Annotated in this window: 13 protein-coding genes and 1 tRNA gene; 5 read left to right on the top strand and 9 right to left on the bottom strand. The window is 70.2% G+C overall.

Features of this window, described 5'->3' with window-relative positions; translation table 11 throughout:
• Positions 1-4 precede the first annotated feature (4 nt).
• A complete protein-coding gene (locus AC1DG4_RS09485; protein ID WP_477377215.1) occupies positions 5-454 on the bottom strand; it encodes a MarR family winged helix-turn-helix transcriptional regulator in 450 nt (149 codons plus the stop codon).
• Between the two features lie 110 nt (positions 455-564).
• Between AC1DG4_RS09485 and AC1DG4_RS09480 the strand changes: the two genes are divergently transcribed.
• Both AC1DG4_RS09480 and AC1DG4_RS09475 read left to right on the top strand, forming a co-directional pair.
• Entirely contained in the window at positions 565-1773 is a 1209-nt protein-coding gene (locus tag AC1DG4_RS09480) for an MFS transporter (RefSeq protein WP_477421200.1), read from the top strand.
• A gap of 44 nt (positions 1774-1817) precedes the next feature.
• Positions 1818-2642 carry an aldo/keto reductase gene (locus AC1DG4_RS09475; RefSeq protein ID WP_477421199.1) on the top strand — a complete coding sequence of 275 codons (825 nt, stop codon included), beginning with the start codon at positions 1818-1820 and terminating at the stop codon, positions 2640-2642.
• A gap of 53 nt (positions 2643-2695) precedes the next feature.
• Here the strand turns inward: AC1DG4_RS09475 and AC1DG4_RS09470 are convergent.
• A tRNA-Leu gene (locus AC1DG4_RS09470) sits at positions 2696-2777 on the bottom strand.
• Between the two features lie 147 nt (positions 2778-2924).
• On the opposite strand from AC1DG4_RS09470, the gene AC1DG4_RS09465 reads away from it, so the two are divergent.
• Complete coding sequence (locus tag AC1DG4_RS09465; RefSeq protein WP_477421198.1) at positions 2925-3611, top strand: DedA family protein; 687 nt, start codon at positions 2925-2927, stop codon at positions 3609-3611.
• A gap of 7 nt (positions 3612-3618) precedes the next feature.
• Here AC1DG4_RS09465 and ku read toward each other — a convergent pair whose 3' ends face one another.
• On the bottom strand, positions 3619-4455 hold the full coding sequence (ku, locus tag AC1DG4_RS09460; protein ID WP_477377207.1) for a non-homologous end joining protein Ku: 837 nt from the start codon (positions 4453-4455) through the stop codon (positions 3619-3621).
• A gap of 61 nt (positions 4456-4516) precedes the next feature.
• On the opposite strand from ku, the gene ligD reads away from it, so the two are divergent.
• Positions 4517-6508, top strand: a complete 1992-nt coding sequence (gene ligD, locus AC1DG4_RS09455; protein ID WP_477377205.1) for a non-homologous end-joining DNA ligase — start codon at positions 4517-4519, stop codon at positions 6506-6508.
• Positions 6509-6514: 6 nt separating this feature from the next.
• Here ligD and AC1DG4_RS09450 read toward each other — a convergent pair whose 3' ends face one another.
• The 5 genes from AC1DG4_RS09450 to murI all read right to left on the bottom strand — a co-directional run bounded on the left by AC1DG4_RS09450 (position 6515) and on the right by murI (position 11265).
• Complete coding sequence (locus tag AC1DG4_RS09450; protein ID WP_477377203.1) at positions 6515-7558, bottom strand: alpha/beta hydrolase family protein; 1044 nt, start codon at positions 7556-7558, stop codon at positions 6515-6517.
• 401 nt (positions 7559-7959) lie between these two features.
• Positions 7960-8892 carry a cation diffusion facilitator family transporter gene (locus tag AC1DG4_RS09445; RefSeq protein ID WP_477421197.1) on the bottom strand — a complete coding sequence of 311 codons (933 nt, stop codon included), beginning with the start codon at positions 8890-8892 and terminating at the stop codon, positions 7960-7962.
• A gap of 105 nt (positions 8893-8997) precedes the next feature.
• On the bottom strand, positions 8998-9588 hold the full coding sequence (gene rdgB, locus AC1DG4_RS09440; RefSeq protein WP_477377199.1) for an RdgB/HAM1 family non-canonical purine NTP pyrophosphatase: 591 nt from the start codon (positions 9586-9588) through the stop codon (positions 8998-9000).
• Between the two features lie 100 nt (positions 9589-9688).
• Positions 9689-10435: a ribonuclease PH gene (rph, locus tag AC1DG4_RS09435; protein WP_477377198.1), complete on the bottom strand. Its 747-nt coding sequence runs from the start codon at positions 10433-10435 to the stop codon at positions 9689-9691.
• Positions 10432-11265, bottom strand: a complete 834-nt coding sequence (gene murI, locus AC1DG4_RS09430; protein WP_477421196.1) for a glutamate racemase — start codon at positions 11263-11265, stop codon at positions 10432-10434. The genes rph and murI overlap by 4 nt, the downstream gene beginning before the upstream one ends.
• Positions 11266-11334: 69 nt before the next feature.
• On the opposite strand from murI, the gene AC1DG4_RS09425 reads away from it, so the two are divergent.
• Positions 11335-12657, top strand: coding sequence for a nicotinate phosphoribosyltransferase (locus tag AC1DG4_RS09425; protein ID WP_477377194.1), 1323 nt, complete (start codon positions 11335-11337; stop codon positions 12655-12657).
• Positions 12658-12751: 94 nt separating this feature from the next.
• Here AC1DG4_RS09425 and AC1DG4_RS09420 read toward each other — a convergent pair whose 3' ends face one another.
• Positions 12752-13018 carry a DUF3039 domain-containing protein gene (locus AC1DG4_RS09420; RefSeq protein ID WP_045272272.1) on the bottom strand — a complete coding sequence of 89 codons (267 nt, stop codon included), beginning with the start codon at positions 13016-13018 and terminating at the stop codon, positions 12752-12754.
• Positions 13019-13064: the final 46 nt, after the last annotated feature.

Genomic DNA, 13064 nt, shown 5'->3' with positions numbered 1-13064 from the left:
TGCGTCAGCCTGCGCGGGCGACGTCGTGCAGCGCGTCCACCATAGGCAGCAGCTCGGGCTGCTCCGCGGCATCGGCGAGCACGCGCTCCAGGGTCTCGTCGTGCACGGGCCGGGCGCGCTCGTACAGCTCCTGACCGCTCGGGGTGAGTTCGGTGTAGATCCCCCGCCGGTCGTCGACGCACAGGATGCGGGTGAGCAGCCCTCGGTCCTCGAGCCGGTTCACCAGGCGGGTCGTCGCACTCGGGCTAAGCGCGGCGGCCCTGGCCAGCTGCTGCATGCGCATGTGCCAGCCATCCTGCCGGTCCAGCGCCTCCAGCACCGTGTACTCGACCACGGAGAGCCCTGCATCGGCGGAAAGCGCGCGCTCCAGCTCCGCCTCGATCATGGCGTGCAGGGCGGCCATCGTGCGCCAGCCGCGGGCACGGATCTCGACGGCGTCATCGGCGATGCCCATGGATCCTCCTCAAGTAGTTGCTTGCGCCTTCTAATTGCGTGTGCAAGTATTGTGTTCACCGGCGCGAAAACCCGCGTCTGCAACTATCTCAGAGTACCAGGAGTTCTCCCATGCCTCTCGGCCTGATCGCCCTCGCCCTCGGCGCCTTCGGAATCGGCCTCACCGAGTTCGTCATCATGGGCCTGCTGCCCGAGGTGGCCGCCGACTTCGGCGTCACCGAGGCCGCCGCCGGCTGGCTCATCTCCGGCTATGCGCTGAGCGTCGTCGTGGGCGCACTGTTCCTCACCGYCGCGACCACACGCCTCCCCCGCAAGCCCGTGCTGCTCGGCCTCATCGTCCTCTTCATCATCGGCAACGCACTCACCGCCCTCGCCCCCGGCTACGGCCTGGCGATGGTGGGCCGGATCATCGCCGCTCTCACGCACGGAGCCTTCTTCGGGATCGGATCCGTCCTCGCCGCCTCCCTCGTACCCTCCGCGAAGAAGGCCGGGGCGATCGCGATCATGTTCACCGGACTCACCGCCGCGAACGTTCTCGGCGTCCCGTTCGGAACCTTCCTCGGCCAGCAGCTCGGCTGGCGCGCCACCTTCTGGGCGATCGCGATCATCGGCGTCTTCGCCTTCGCCGGCATCGCGCTGCTCGTGCCCACGACGCACGACATCGCCCCCACTCGGCTGCGCGACGAGCTCGGCGCCTTCCGCTCCGGCCAGGTCTGGCTGTCCCTCACCGTGACGGTGCTCGCGTACGGCGGCATGTTCGGAGCGTTCACCTACATCGCGTACACGCTCACCGAGATCAGCGGCTTCGCCTCGAGCATGGTGCCATGGCTGCTCGTGCTGTTCGGCCTCGGCCTGTTCCTCGGGAACTGGGCCGGCGGCAAGGCCGCGGACCGATCCATCGACGCGACCCTCATCGTCTTCATCGCCGCCCTCGTCGTCGTGCTCGCGGGCTTCGCACTCGTGGCGTCGAACGGCGCGGCGACCATCGTCGCGCTGTTCCTCATGGGYGGCTTCGGGTTCGGCACCGTGCCGGGCCTGCAGTCCCGGATCATGGGCTACGCGACCTCGGCCCCGACACTCGCCTCCGGAGCGAACATCGGCGCGTTCAACGTCGGCAACGCCCTCGGCGCGTGGGCCGGAGGCGTCGGCATCGCCGCGGGACTCGGATACACCTCCCCCATCTGGATCGGCGCCGGCATCACCGCGCTCGCGCTCGTCGTGATGATCGCCGCCGCGATGCTCGCCCGACGCGGAACCGCGCGGCCCGCCACCGCGAGCGCGCCCACCACCACGAATCCGGTCCCCGTCGCTGCGCGATGATCCGGTCTTCCTCCTTCCCGCAAGAACACAGAAAGTCGAACGACATGACCGTTCCCACCCTCACTCTCAACAACGGCGTCGCCATGCCCCGACTCGGCTTCGGGGTGTTCCAGGTCCCCGACGACGAGACCACCGCCGCCGTCGCGACCGCCCTGCAGACGGGCTACCGCAGCATCGACACCGCGGCGATCTACGGCAACGAGCGCGGGGTGGGTCGTGCGATCGCCGAGTCGGGCATCGCCCGCGACGAGCTCTTCATCACCTCCAAGGCATGGAACGCCGCACAGGGCTACGACGCGACCCTGCGCGCCTATGACGCGAGCCTCGAGAATCTGGGCCTCGACGCCCTCGACCTCTACCTGATCCACTGGCCCGAGCTCGGCGACGGCGACTACACCGGCACCTGGYGGGGGCTCGAGGCGCTCTACGCCCAGGGCAGGGTGCGCGCGATCGGCGTCTCGAACTTCGAGCCCGTGCACCTCGCGCGGATCCTGGAGACCGGATCCATCGTCCCCGCGGTCAACCAGGTGGAACTGCATCCCGCGTTCCAGAACCGCGCCGTGATCGCCGCGGACACCGCCGCAGGCGTGGCGACGGAGGCATGGAGCCCGCTCGCCCAGGGCGCGGTGCTGCGGGATCCCGCCATCACGGCCATCGCCGCCCGGCACGACCGTACGCCGGCCCAGGTGGTGCTGCGCTGGCACCTGCAGCAGGGCCGTGTGGTGATCCCGAAGTCGGTGACTCCGAGCCGCATCGCGGAGAACTTCGACCTGTTCGGCTTCGAGCTCGATGCCATCGAGCTCGCCGCGATCGATGCGCTGGACCGCGACGTCCGAAGCGGCCCGCATCCGCACGAATTCCACGGCTGATCCACGTGCGCATCGCCGGGCGGCCACGAGGCCGCCCGGCGATGCGTCTTTCGTGCGGAAGGTGGGACTTGAACCCACACGCCCGAAGGCACAGGAACCTAAATCCTGCGTGTCTACCGATTTCACCACTCCCGCGCGGCGATCCTCAGTCTATGTCGGGCGCCACCGGCGGCATGCCCCAGGCACCCTCTCAGGCACTGCACGCGGGGCCCGCTCTAGACTTCAGGGAAGCCGAGATCTCGGCAGCCACTCCAGCGACGACTCCACGGACGGGAACCACCTGTGCACCACGCCGCCCTCATCCCCTGGCTCGACCCGAACGCCATCATCCACGGCGCCGGCCCCTGGGCACTCGCCGTGGTGCTGTTCATCATCTTCGCCGAGACGGGCCTGCTCATCGGGTTCCTGCTCCCGGGCGACACGCTGCTGATCATCTCGGGCCTCCTGACCAACACCAACCACGTGTTCGGGCTGGACATCTGGGCGGTCGGCCTACTGATCGCACTCGCGGCGTTCCTCGGCGGCGAGGTGGGCTACCTGATCGGCCACAAGGGGGGTCCGGCGGTCTTCGAGCGCAAGGAGTCCGGCCTGTTCAGCAGGAAGAACSTGGAACGCACCAACCACTTCTTCGAGCGCTTCGGCGGCCTCACGGTGATCGTGGCGCGCTTCGTCCCGGTCGTGCGCACTTTCGCGCCCGTCGCGGCGGGCGTGGGCCACATGCCGTGGCGCAAGTACAGCCTGTACAACCTCATCGGCGCGCTGATCTGGGGCTTCGGTCTCACCTACGTCGGCTTCCTGATCGCGTACATCCCCTGGGTCGCCGACCTCGTCACCAAGTACATCGACGTGATCCTGCTCGGGGTCGTCGCGCTCACGCTCGCGGTCACCGTCTGGCACTACTTCAATGAGCGCCGCAAGGCGAAGAAGGAGGCCGCTGCGGGGGTCCCGGCCGTCGAGCCGGAGATCTGAGCCGAACTCAGCCGGCGTCGCGGGCGGCTCCGTCCGCGTCGCCCTTGTCGGAGGCCGCCGCACGTGCGGCCTTCGACTTCTCGACGCTCGCCCGCAGCGCTTCCATCAGATCGATGACCTCGCCGCCCTTCTCGGCGGGCGCGAACGTCTCCTCGGTCTCGAAGGCCTCGCCCTTCTCGATCTTGGCGTCGATGAGCGTGCGCAGCTCGACCTGGTACTCGTCGACGAACGCGCTCGGATCGAAGTCCGCAGAGAACCCCTCGACGAGCGACGCCGACAGCTCCAGCTCCTTGTCGGAGATCGTGACCTCCTCCTGCAGCGCCGGGAATTCGGCCTCGCGCACCTCATCGGCCCAGAGCAGGGTCTGCAGCACGAGCACGTCGCCGCGCACACGCAGAGCCGCGAGCCGCGTCTTCTGCCGGAGCGTGAAGCGCACGATCGCCGTGCGATCCGACGCTTCGAGGGTCTTGCGGAGCAGCACGTAGGCCTTGGGCGACTTCGAATCGGGCTCCAGGTAGTAGGCCTTGTCCAGCGTCAGCAGATCCACCTGGTCCGAAGGCACGAACTCCACGACGTCGATCTCGCGGCTGCGCTCGGCGGGCAGCGACTCGAGGTCGTCCTTGGTCAGCACCACGGTCTGCGACTCGTCCTGGTACGCACGGTCGATCTCCGAGTAGGCGACCGTCTGCCCGCAGATCTCGCACACCCTCTTGTACCGGATCCGCCCTCCGTCCGCGTCGTGCACCTGGTGCAGCGCGACGTCGTGGTCCTCCGTCGCCGAGTACACCTTGACCGGCACGTTGACCAGGCCGAAGGTGAGCGAGCCCTTCCAGATCGTCCTCATGGCACCAGTACACACCACCGGCGCTCACGACGGATACCTCCTTGCGCACTACTGTGACCACATGGCAGACGGCCCGCAGTTCGTGCGCATCGGAGAGCGGCGGCTGCGCGTGACGAACCTCGACAAGGTGGTGTATCCGGAGACGGGCACCACCAAGGGAGAGGTGATCGACTACTACGCGCGGATCGCCCCCCAGCTGCTGCCCGTCCTCGCCGGACGTCCGGTCACGCGTAAGCGCTGGGTGGAGGGCGTCGGCACCGCGGCGGATCCGCAGGGATCCTTCTTCGCGAAGCAGCTCGAACCGGGTGCACCCGGTTGGATCGCCCGGCAGGAGATCCCGCACTCGGGCGGCGCGAAGGACTATCCGCTCGTCGACGAGGTCGCGACGCTCGTCTGGATGGCGCAGGTCGCCGCGATCGAACTGCACATCCCGCAGTGGCGCTTCGCCCAGGACGGCGGGCGCGGCAACCCGGATCGTCTGGTGCTCGATCTCGACCCGGGCCCGGGCGTGACGCTCGCGCAGTGCGCCGAAGTCGCGCTCCTGGCCCGCGGGATCCTCACCGGCATGGGCCTGGATCCGGTCCCCGTCACGAGCGGGAGCAAGGGGATCCACCTGTACGCGCATCTCCCTGGCGATCGGACGAGCGACGAGATCTCCGCCTTCGCGCACGCCCTCGCGCGGGCGATCGAGACGGACCGTCCTGACCTCGTGACGAGCGTCATGACGAAGACCCTGCGCGCGGGCAAGGTCTTCCTCGACTGGAGCCAGAACAACGGCAAGAAGACCACGATCGCGCCGTACTCGCTGCGCGGACGCCCGCAGCCCTGGGTCGCCGCCCCGCGCACCTGGGCGGAGCTGGAGGATCCGGATCTTCGCCAGCTGCGGTTCGACGAGGTGCTCGACCGCGCCGCGAGCGGCCTGGATCCGTTCGCGGCGATCACGACCGCCGCCGAGACGGCGCCGTCCGAGACGGCACCGGCCGATACTGCCTCGATTCGGGGCGCAGATCACCGTTTCGGGGCGCGCTCCGCCGCAGTTTCCGGGCGAGACGCGCCCCGGAACGAGACCCCCCGCCCCAAAACGACCGTGCCCGCCTACTCCCCCATGCTGGCCGAGCACGGCACCCCTGGCACGGCCCGGGGTCTCGGCTGGGCCGAGATCAAATGGGACGGGATCCGCGCGATCGGCACCTGGTCCGACGGCCGCTTCCGGCTGCACGCCCGCAGCGGCACCGACATCACCGACCGCTACCCCGAGCTCACCGCAGACGGCGCGCCGGGCTTCCCGGTCGGCGAGGCCGTCGTCGACGGGGAGATCGTGGCGCTGGACACAGCGGGTCGGCCGAGTTTCCACCGCCTGCAGGACCGGATGCATCTCTCCCGGGCACGCGAGATCGAGCGCGAGGTCATCCGCACCCCCGTGCGCTACCACCTGTTCGACCTCCTGTACCTCGAGGGGCACGACCTCACCCCGCTCCCACTGCGCGACCGCCGGGAGCTCCTGGAGCAGATCGCCTCGGATCTGCCCGCCCCGGTGCTCGTGCCGCCGGTGTTCGACGACGTCGATGCGGCCCTCGCCACGAGTGCCGCGCTCGACCTCGAGGGGGTCGTCGTGAAGGATCCCGCCTCGTCGTACGCATCGGGCGGGCGCTCCCCGCGCTGGCTGAAGATCAAGCTCACCCGGACGCAGGAGGTCGTGATCGTCGGCGTCCGGCCGGGCAAGGGCGACCGCACCGGGCGCATCGGATCGCTGCTGCTCGCGATCCCCGAGCCCGCGCTGCCGTCAGGGCTGCGCTACGTCGGCCGGGTGGGCACGGGGTTCACCGACCGGGTGCTGCAGGATCTCGGTGCGCGGCTGGAGGCACTGCGCACGCCATCGCCCTCTGTCGACGGCGTTCCGGTCGCAGACGCCTCGGACGCGCTGTGGGTGAAGCCCGAGCTCGTCGGCGAGGTCGAGTTCGCGAACTGGACCGACGACGGCGTGCTGCGGCACTCCCGCTGGCGGGGTCTGCGTCCGGACAAGCGCCCGGACGAGGTCGTCGTCGAGGAGTAGCCGGCGTCAGCCCACCGCACCCAGGGCGGCCAGCGCCGCACGGTCCGGCTCTGCCCCCGTGCGGACCGCGTCAAGAACGACCTGCGTGGCCCGTGCCGCGAGCCTCGGCCCCTCCTGCCCTCGGACCCCGGTGACGCCGGGGATCGGCGCGAGCAGGAGCCCGGAGTCCACGAGGCCCAGGTGCGCGACCCCGTCGAGCGTCACCCGCGCCGCGGTGGGCTCCTCGAGGTAAGCCGTGACGGCGTCGCGATAGCGCGGGTTGGGATCGGCGTCACCGGACACCACGAACACGGCGGGTCTGCCGAGCCCGGCGCCGGCGGGCGAGCGCGGCATCCCGTCGATGTCGACGACCCCGCGGATCCGCGGATCGAGCCTCGCCGCCTCGATGGCCGCAGCACCGCCGAGCGAGTGCCCCGCCGCGATCACGCGCCCGGGGTCCACCGCGGCGAGCGCCGGAAGCCGCTCGCCGGGACGCACGAGCTTGTCGATCACCGCGCGGATGTCGGCGGCACGCACGCCCGCCCAGCCGTCGGCGAGCGCCTGGTCGCGCGCGTCGTCCCCCGTCGTGGTCAGATCGCTGCCGACGGTGCGGCCGTCGTCGAGTTCGGCGATCGCCGAATCGTAGGGATGGTCGAGGGCGATCACGATGGCCCCACGGCTCGCCAGCTCCTCGGCCCACGAACGCATGAGCCAGCGCGAGCTCGACGTGCCAGGAGAAGCGATGACGACCGGGAAGGATCCGGGTGCCGCGGGCGCGCCCCAGGACGCGTTCCCGCGTGCATGGACGAGCCCGTCGAGCAGGAGCGACGGCATGCCGTACTGGGCGGCGAGCGCCCCGGCCAGCTGCTGGGCCTTGTCTGCATCGGGCAGATAGCCTGTCTCGGCTCCGGCCTCCGTCGCCGGGTACCAGATGGTCGCGGGATCGACCGATGCCCCGCCCCGCCCGTGCCGCCCCGTTCGTCGCGGGTCACGTCCGTCCAGATGGTCGAGCTCGCCCCGACCGCATACGGACCTCCCGGCGGCGGAACGAAAACGGGAGGAAGCGCCCACGCCGCGCCGCCGACGCCGACGCCGACCAGACCGATCGCCACGACGGCGCTGCTGGTCCGCGCCCATCCCCGCCGGCGTCCGGATCGCGCCCAGAGCACGATGCTGCCCACCAGGACCGCGGCGATCGCCATGACGAGCACCTGCCAGCGCAGGCCCTCTCTCAGGAGGGCTGCGACGAGAAGGGCAAGCGTCGCGAGTCCCACGGCGGACACGGCGATCGGCGACCGTCTCCAGGTCAGGACACCCGTGAGGAGCGACGCGAAGAGTCCTGCGACGACGAGGAGATCGAGAAAGGGCATGCGGTCTCCTTGAAGTCGGCGGCTTCACCGACGCTACGCAGACCTGCTCGGCGGGTCGTCATCCCGCAGCCGTACCCTCGTCATCCGCGGGGATGACAGACCTCAGGCGTGCACGGCCTCGCAGTCGCCGGCATTCCCCRCGCCGGTCGTGTCGGGCTCGATCTGGAACGTGGAGTGCTCCACGTCGAAATGCTCCGCGAGGCAGGTCTGCATCTGGACGAGGAGCGCCGACGCGCCCCCGTCCGCGAGTACCGCGGCCTGCACCGACACGTGCGCCGTGAACACCGGCGCGCCGCGGGTGAGCTGCCAGACGTGCACGTCGTGCACGCCGGTCACGCCCGGGTAGTCGAGCAGATGCCGACGGATCTCGCTGACCGCGGTGCCCTTCGGCGCCGACTCGGCGAGCACCGAGAACACCTCGCGCAGCAGCGCGACCGCGCGGGGGATGATCATGGCCGCGATCACCAGCGAGGCGATCGCGTCGGCGGGCATCCATCCGGTCGTGATGATGATGATGGCCGCGACGATCACCATGGCGGATCCGATGAGATCCCCCATGACCTCGAGATAGGCGCCTCGCACGTTGATGCTCTCGCGCTGCGCGGCGCTGAGCAGCCACATCGAGATCGCGTTCGTGACGAGGCCGACGGCGGCGACGATCAGCATGAGGGATCCGGCGACCTCGACCTCTCCCGGGTTCACCAGGCGCGTGATCCCCTCGAACGCCACCCAGGCGGAGAGCAGGATCAGGATGATCGCGTTGATCAGCGCCCCGAAGACCTCGGCGCGCTGATAGCCGAACGTGCGGCGGTCATCGGCCGGACGCGCCGCGACGGCGCTCGCGATGAGGGCGATGACGAGCGCGGAGGCGTCCGTGAACATGTGCGCCGCGTCCGCGAGCAGGGCGAGGGATCCGCTGAGGATCGCACCGATCACCTGCACGATCATGATCACCGAGGTGAGCGTCAGCGAGATCGCAAGCAGACGGCGGTGGCCTGCGGAACGGATCCCCGTGGCGGGTGCGTGATCGTGCATGCTTCAAGGGTAGAGCCGGGATCCCCCGGTCGGAGGCGTTTTCGCCTAGTCGGGAATGGGGATGATTCTCAGTCGCCCGAGGCCTCAGGATCCCCCGGCCGAGCCTCAGAGTTCGGCGAGCAGCGGCACCAGTGCCACGAAGGCACGGGCGCGGTGCGACTGCGACTGCTTCTCCTCGGCGGTGAACTCCCCGACCGTGCGCTCGGCGCCGCCCTGTCCCTCGGGAACGAACACGGGGTCGTAGCCGAAGCCGCCGTCGCCGACCGCGGCGTGCGCGAGGCGGCCCGGCCACTCGCCGCGGACCGTCCACTCGCGTCCGTCCGGAAGGACGAGCGCGATGACGCTGACGTAGTGCGCGGCGCGGTGCGGATCCGCGATGTCGCGCAACTGGTCAAGCAGCAGCTCCCGGTTCGCGACGTCGTCCTTCTTCTGCCCCGCCCAGTAGGCGGAGAAGACCCCGGGCGAGCCGCCCAGCACGTCCACCGCGATGCCGGAGTCGTCGGCGAGCGCCGCGAGGCCGGTGTGTGCGGCCGCGGCGCGCGCCTTGATGAGGGCGTTCTCCTCGAAGGTCACACCGTCCTCGACGGGCTCGGGCCCGTCGTAGCCGACGACTTCGAGATCGGGGCGTGTCGCCGCCACGATCTGCCCGAACTCCGCGATCTTGTGCGCATTGTGCGTCGCGAGGACGATTCTCACCCGTGTCCCACTTTCTGCTGCGTCATGTCCCGAAAAGTGCGCCTGGATACCGCCTTCCACAGCCGAAACTGGGACACGGTCTTCCGAAGCCGTGAACGCGTCAGGCCCGCTCCGCGGCGAGCGCGGCGAGCTGGCGGTCGCGCAGATCGGCGCAGCCGTTCACACCGAGCTCGAGCAGCGCGTCGAGCTCGCGCTTGTCGAAGGGCGCGCCCTCGGCCGTGCCCTGCACCTCGACGAAGAGACCTCGGCCGGTGACCACGACGTTCATGTCGGTCTCGGCGCGCACGTCCTCGACGTAGGCCAGGTCGAGCATGGGTTCGCCGTCGATGATGCCGACCGAGACCGCCGCCACGGAGTCGTGGAGCACCTGCGCCTTCTGCCCGATGAACTTCTTGCGCCGGCCCCACTCGATCGCGTCGGCCAGAGCGACGTACGCCCCGGTGATCGCCGCCGTGCGGGTGCCGCCGTCGGCCTGCAGCACGTCGCAGTCGATCACGATCGTGTTCTCGCCGAGCGCCTTGGTGTCGACGACCGCGCGAAGGGCACGGCCGATCAGGCGCGAGATCTCGTGGGTCCGTCCGCCGACGCGGCCCTTCACGCTCTCCCGGTCGTTGCGCTCGTTGGTGGCGCGCGGCAGCATCGCGTACTCGGCGGTGACCCAGCCCTTGCCCTTGCCGCTGAGCCAGCGCGGCACGCCGTTCGTGAACGACGCCGTGCACAGCACCTTGGTGTTCCCGAAGCTGATCAGGGCGGATCCCTCCGCCTGGGCGCTCCAGCCGCGTTCGATCGTGATGGGGCGGAGCTGGTCGACGGTGCGGCCGTCCTTGCGGATGGTGGACTCGGTCATGGGATCTCCTTGAGAGGGGGAAGGTCGATGATGCCGGTCTGCACGAGCCGGACGCCGCGCACCTCCTGGCCCATCAGGYGATTGGCAAGGGCGGTGAAGTCATCGGCGGACGCACCGGTCGCCTCGTACACGGAGCGGGGGCTGGCGTCGGCCGGGGCCAGGAGATCGCCGCGCACGAGCTGGCGGTAGACGTCGCCCGCGGTCTCGTCGTCGCTGGAGACGAGCGAGACGCCCTCGCCCATCACGTAGCCGATCGCGCCGCGCAGGAACGGGTAGTGCGTGCAGCCGAGCACCAGCGTGTCGACGTCTGCGTCGCGCAGCGGCGCCAGGTACTCCTCGGCGACCCGGAGCACCTCAGGGGTGTCGGTGATGCCGGCCTCCACGAACTCGACGAAGCGCGGGCACGCGGCGGTGAACACCGCGAGGTTCTCGTTCACCTCGAGCATGTCCTGATACGCGCGGGATCCGATCGTGCCGACCGTGCCGATCACGCCGATGCGGCCGTTGCGCGTGGTCGAGATCGCCCGGCGAACGGCCGGGCCGATCACCTCGACGACAGGAACGTCGTAGCGCTCGCGCGCATCGCGCAGCATCGCCGAGGACGCCGTGTTGCAGGCGATCACGAGCATCTTCACGCCCTGATCGACGAGCGTGTCGAGCACCTCGAGCGCGTAACGGCGCACGTCCGCGATGGGCTTCGGCCCGTAGGGCGAGTGCGCGGTGTCGCCGATGTAGACGAACGACTCCCGGGGCAATTGCGCCCTGATCGCCCTGGCGACGGTGAGCCCGCCGACCCCGGAGTCGAAGATCCCGATCGGCGCGTCGTTCATGATGCTCCAGCCTAGTCGGCGCACGCGTCCGCGCGCTGCGGACGGGCCGCCGCCCGTATGCTGATCGCCATGACCGCGTCCAGCGCCCTGAAGACCGATCGCTACGAGCTCACGATGCTGGAGGCCGCGCTGCGCGACGGCACCGCTGCGCGCGAAAGCGTGTTCGAGCTGTTCTCCCGGCGGTTGTCCGGAGGTCGGCGGTTCGGCGTCGTGGCCGGCACCGGGCGCCTGCTCTCACTGCTGCGCGACTTCCGCTTCGGCGAGGACGAGCTGCGCTACCTGCGCGATGCGAAGGTCGTGGATGCGGCCACGCACCGCTACCTCGAGAGCTACCGCTTCTCCGGGACGATCCGCGGCTATCGCGAGGGCGAGCTCTACTTCCCCGGGTCCCCGATCCTCACGGTCGAGGGCACGTTCGCCGACGCGGTGATCCTGGAGACCCTGGCGCTCAGTGTGCTCAACCACGACTCCGCCGTCGCGACCGCAGCCAGTCGCATGAGCATCGCCGCCGGGGAGCGCCCGCTCGCCGAGATGGGGTCCCGCCGCGCCGCGGAGGACTCCGCCGTCGCCGCCGCCCGCGCCGCGTTCATCGCCGGGTTCGGCGCCACGAGCAACCTCGAGGCGGGCCGCACCTGGGGCATCCCGACCATGGGCACCGCCGCACACTCCTGGACTCTCCTGCACGACAGCGAGGAGGACGCGTTCCGCGCCCAGATCGACGCGCTCGGCACCGGCACGACGCTGCTCGTGGACACGTACGACATCCGTCGCGGGGTCGAGACGGCGATCCGCGTCGCGGGCACGGGGCTGGGCGGCGTGCGCATCGACTCCGGAGACCTGCCGATCATGGCCGCCGAGGTGCGCGCACAGCTCGACGAACTCGGTGCGACCGACACGAAGATCACCGTGACGAGCGATCTGGACGAGTACGCGATCGCCGCCCTCGCCGCCTCCCCTGTCGACGCGTACGGCGTCGGCACCTCCGTCGTCACCGGATCCGGCTATCCGACCGCGAGCATGGTCTACAAGCTCGTGGCGCGCCAGGGATCCGACGGCGGCTGGGTCGCCGTGGCCAAGGCGTCGGCGGACAAGGCCTCGAAGGGCGGCCGCAAGGCGGCGTTCCGGATCGTCGCGGACGGCGTCGCCCTGTCCGAGCGCGTGCGCGTCGCGGACGGCTTCGAGGACCTCGGGGTCCAGGAGCACGCCGACGGGCGGGCGCTGCAGGTGACCCTCGTCGAGGGCGGCGAGATCGACACCGCGTACGAAGGACCGGCCGGAACCGTCGCCGCGCGGGAGCACCACCTCGCGGTGCGCGAGGAGCTGCCGGTGCGCGCACTCGCACTCAGCAAATCGGATCCGGCGATCCCGACCATTTTTGAAGATGTCCGTTAGGACCGACCGGTTCCTGAGCGCCCTTCGTCTCGCTGCGCTCGCTCAGGATCCGGAGCGGAGCGACGAGACGAAGGATGTCGACGTCGCCTGAGGGTCAGCCGACCATCGACTCGTAGATCTCCTTGCAGGTCGGGCAGACCGGGAACTTCTCCGGGTCCCGTCCCGGAGTCCACTTCTTGCCGCACAGCGCCCTGACGGGCTTGCCGGTCAGCGCGGACTCGAGGATCTTCTCCTTCTTCACGTAGTGGGAGAACCGCTCGTGGTCTCCCGGCTCCTGGAGCTCCTCGTTGAGGAGCTGCTCGAGTTCGCGATCGAGGGTGGCGACGCCGCCCTGGTCCGGGGCATCCAGCGGGGTACTCATGACCGCGAGTCTAATCGCGCGCAGGCGCACCGGCGCCGCGATCACG

The sequence above is a fragment of the Microbacterium sp. 05N427 genome, from assembly GCF_056397105.1.
Note: the sequence above shows the minus strand (reverse complement) of the source record. Positions and strands in the feature narration are given on the sequence as shown.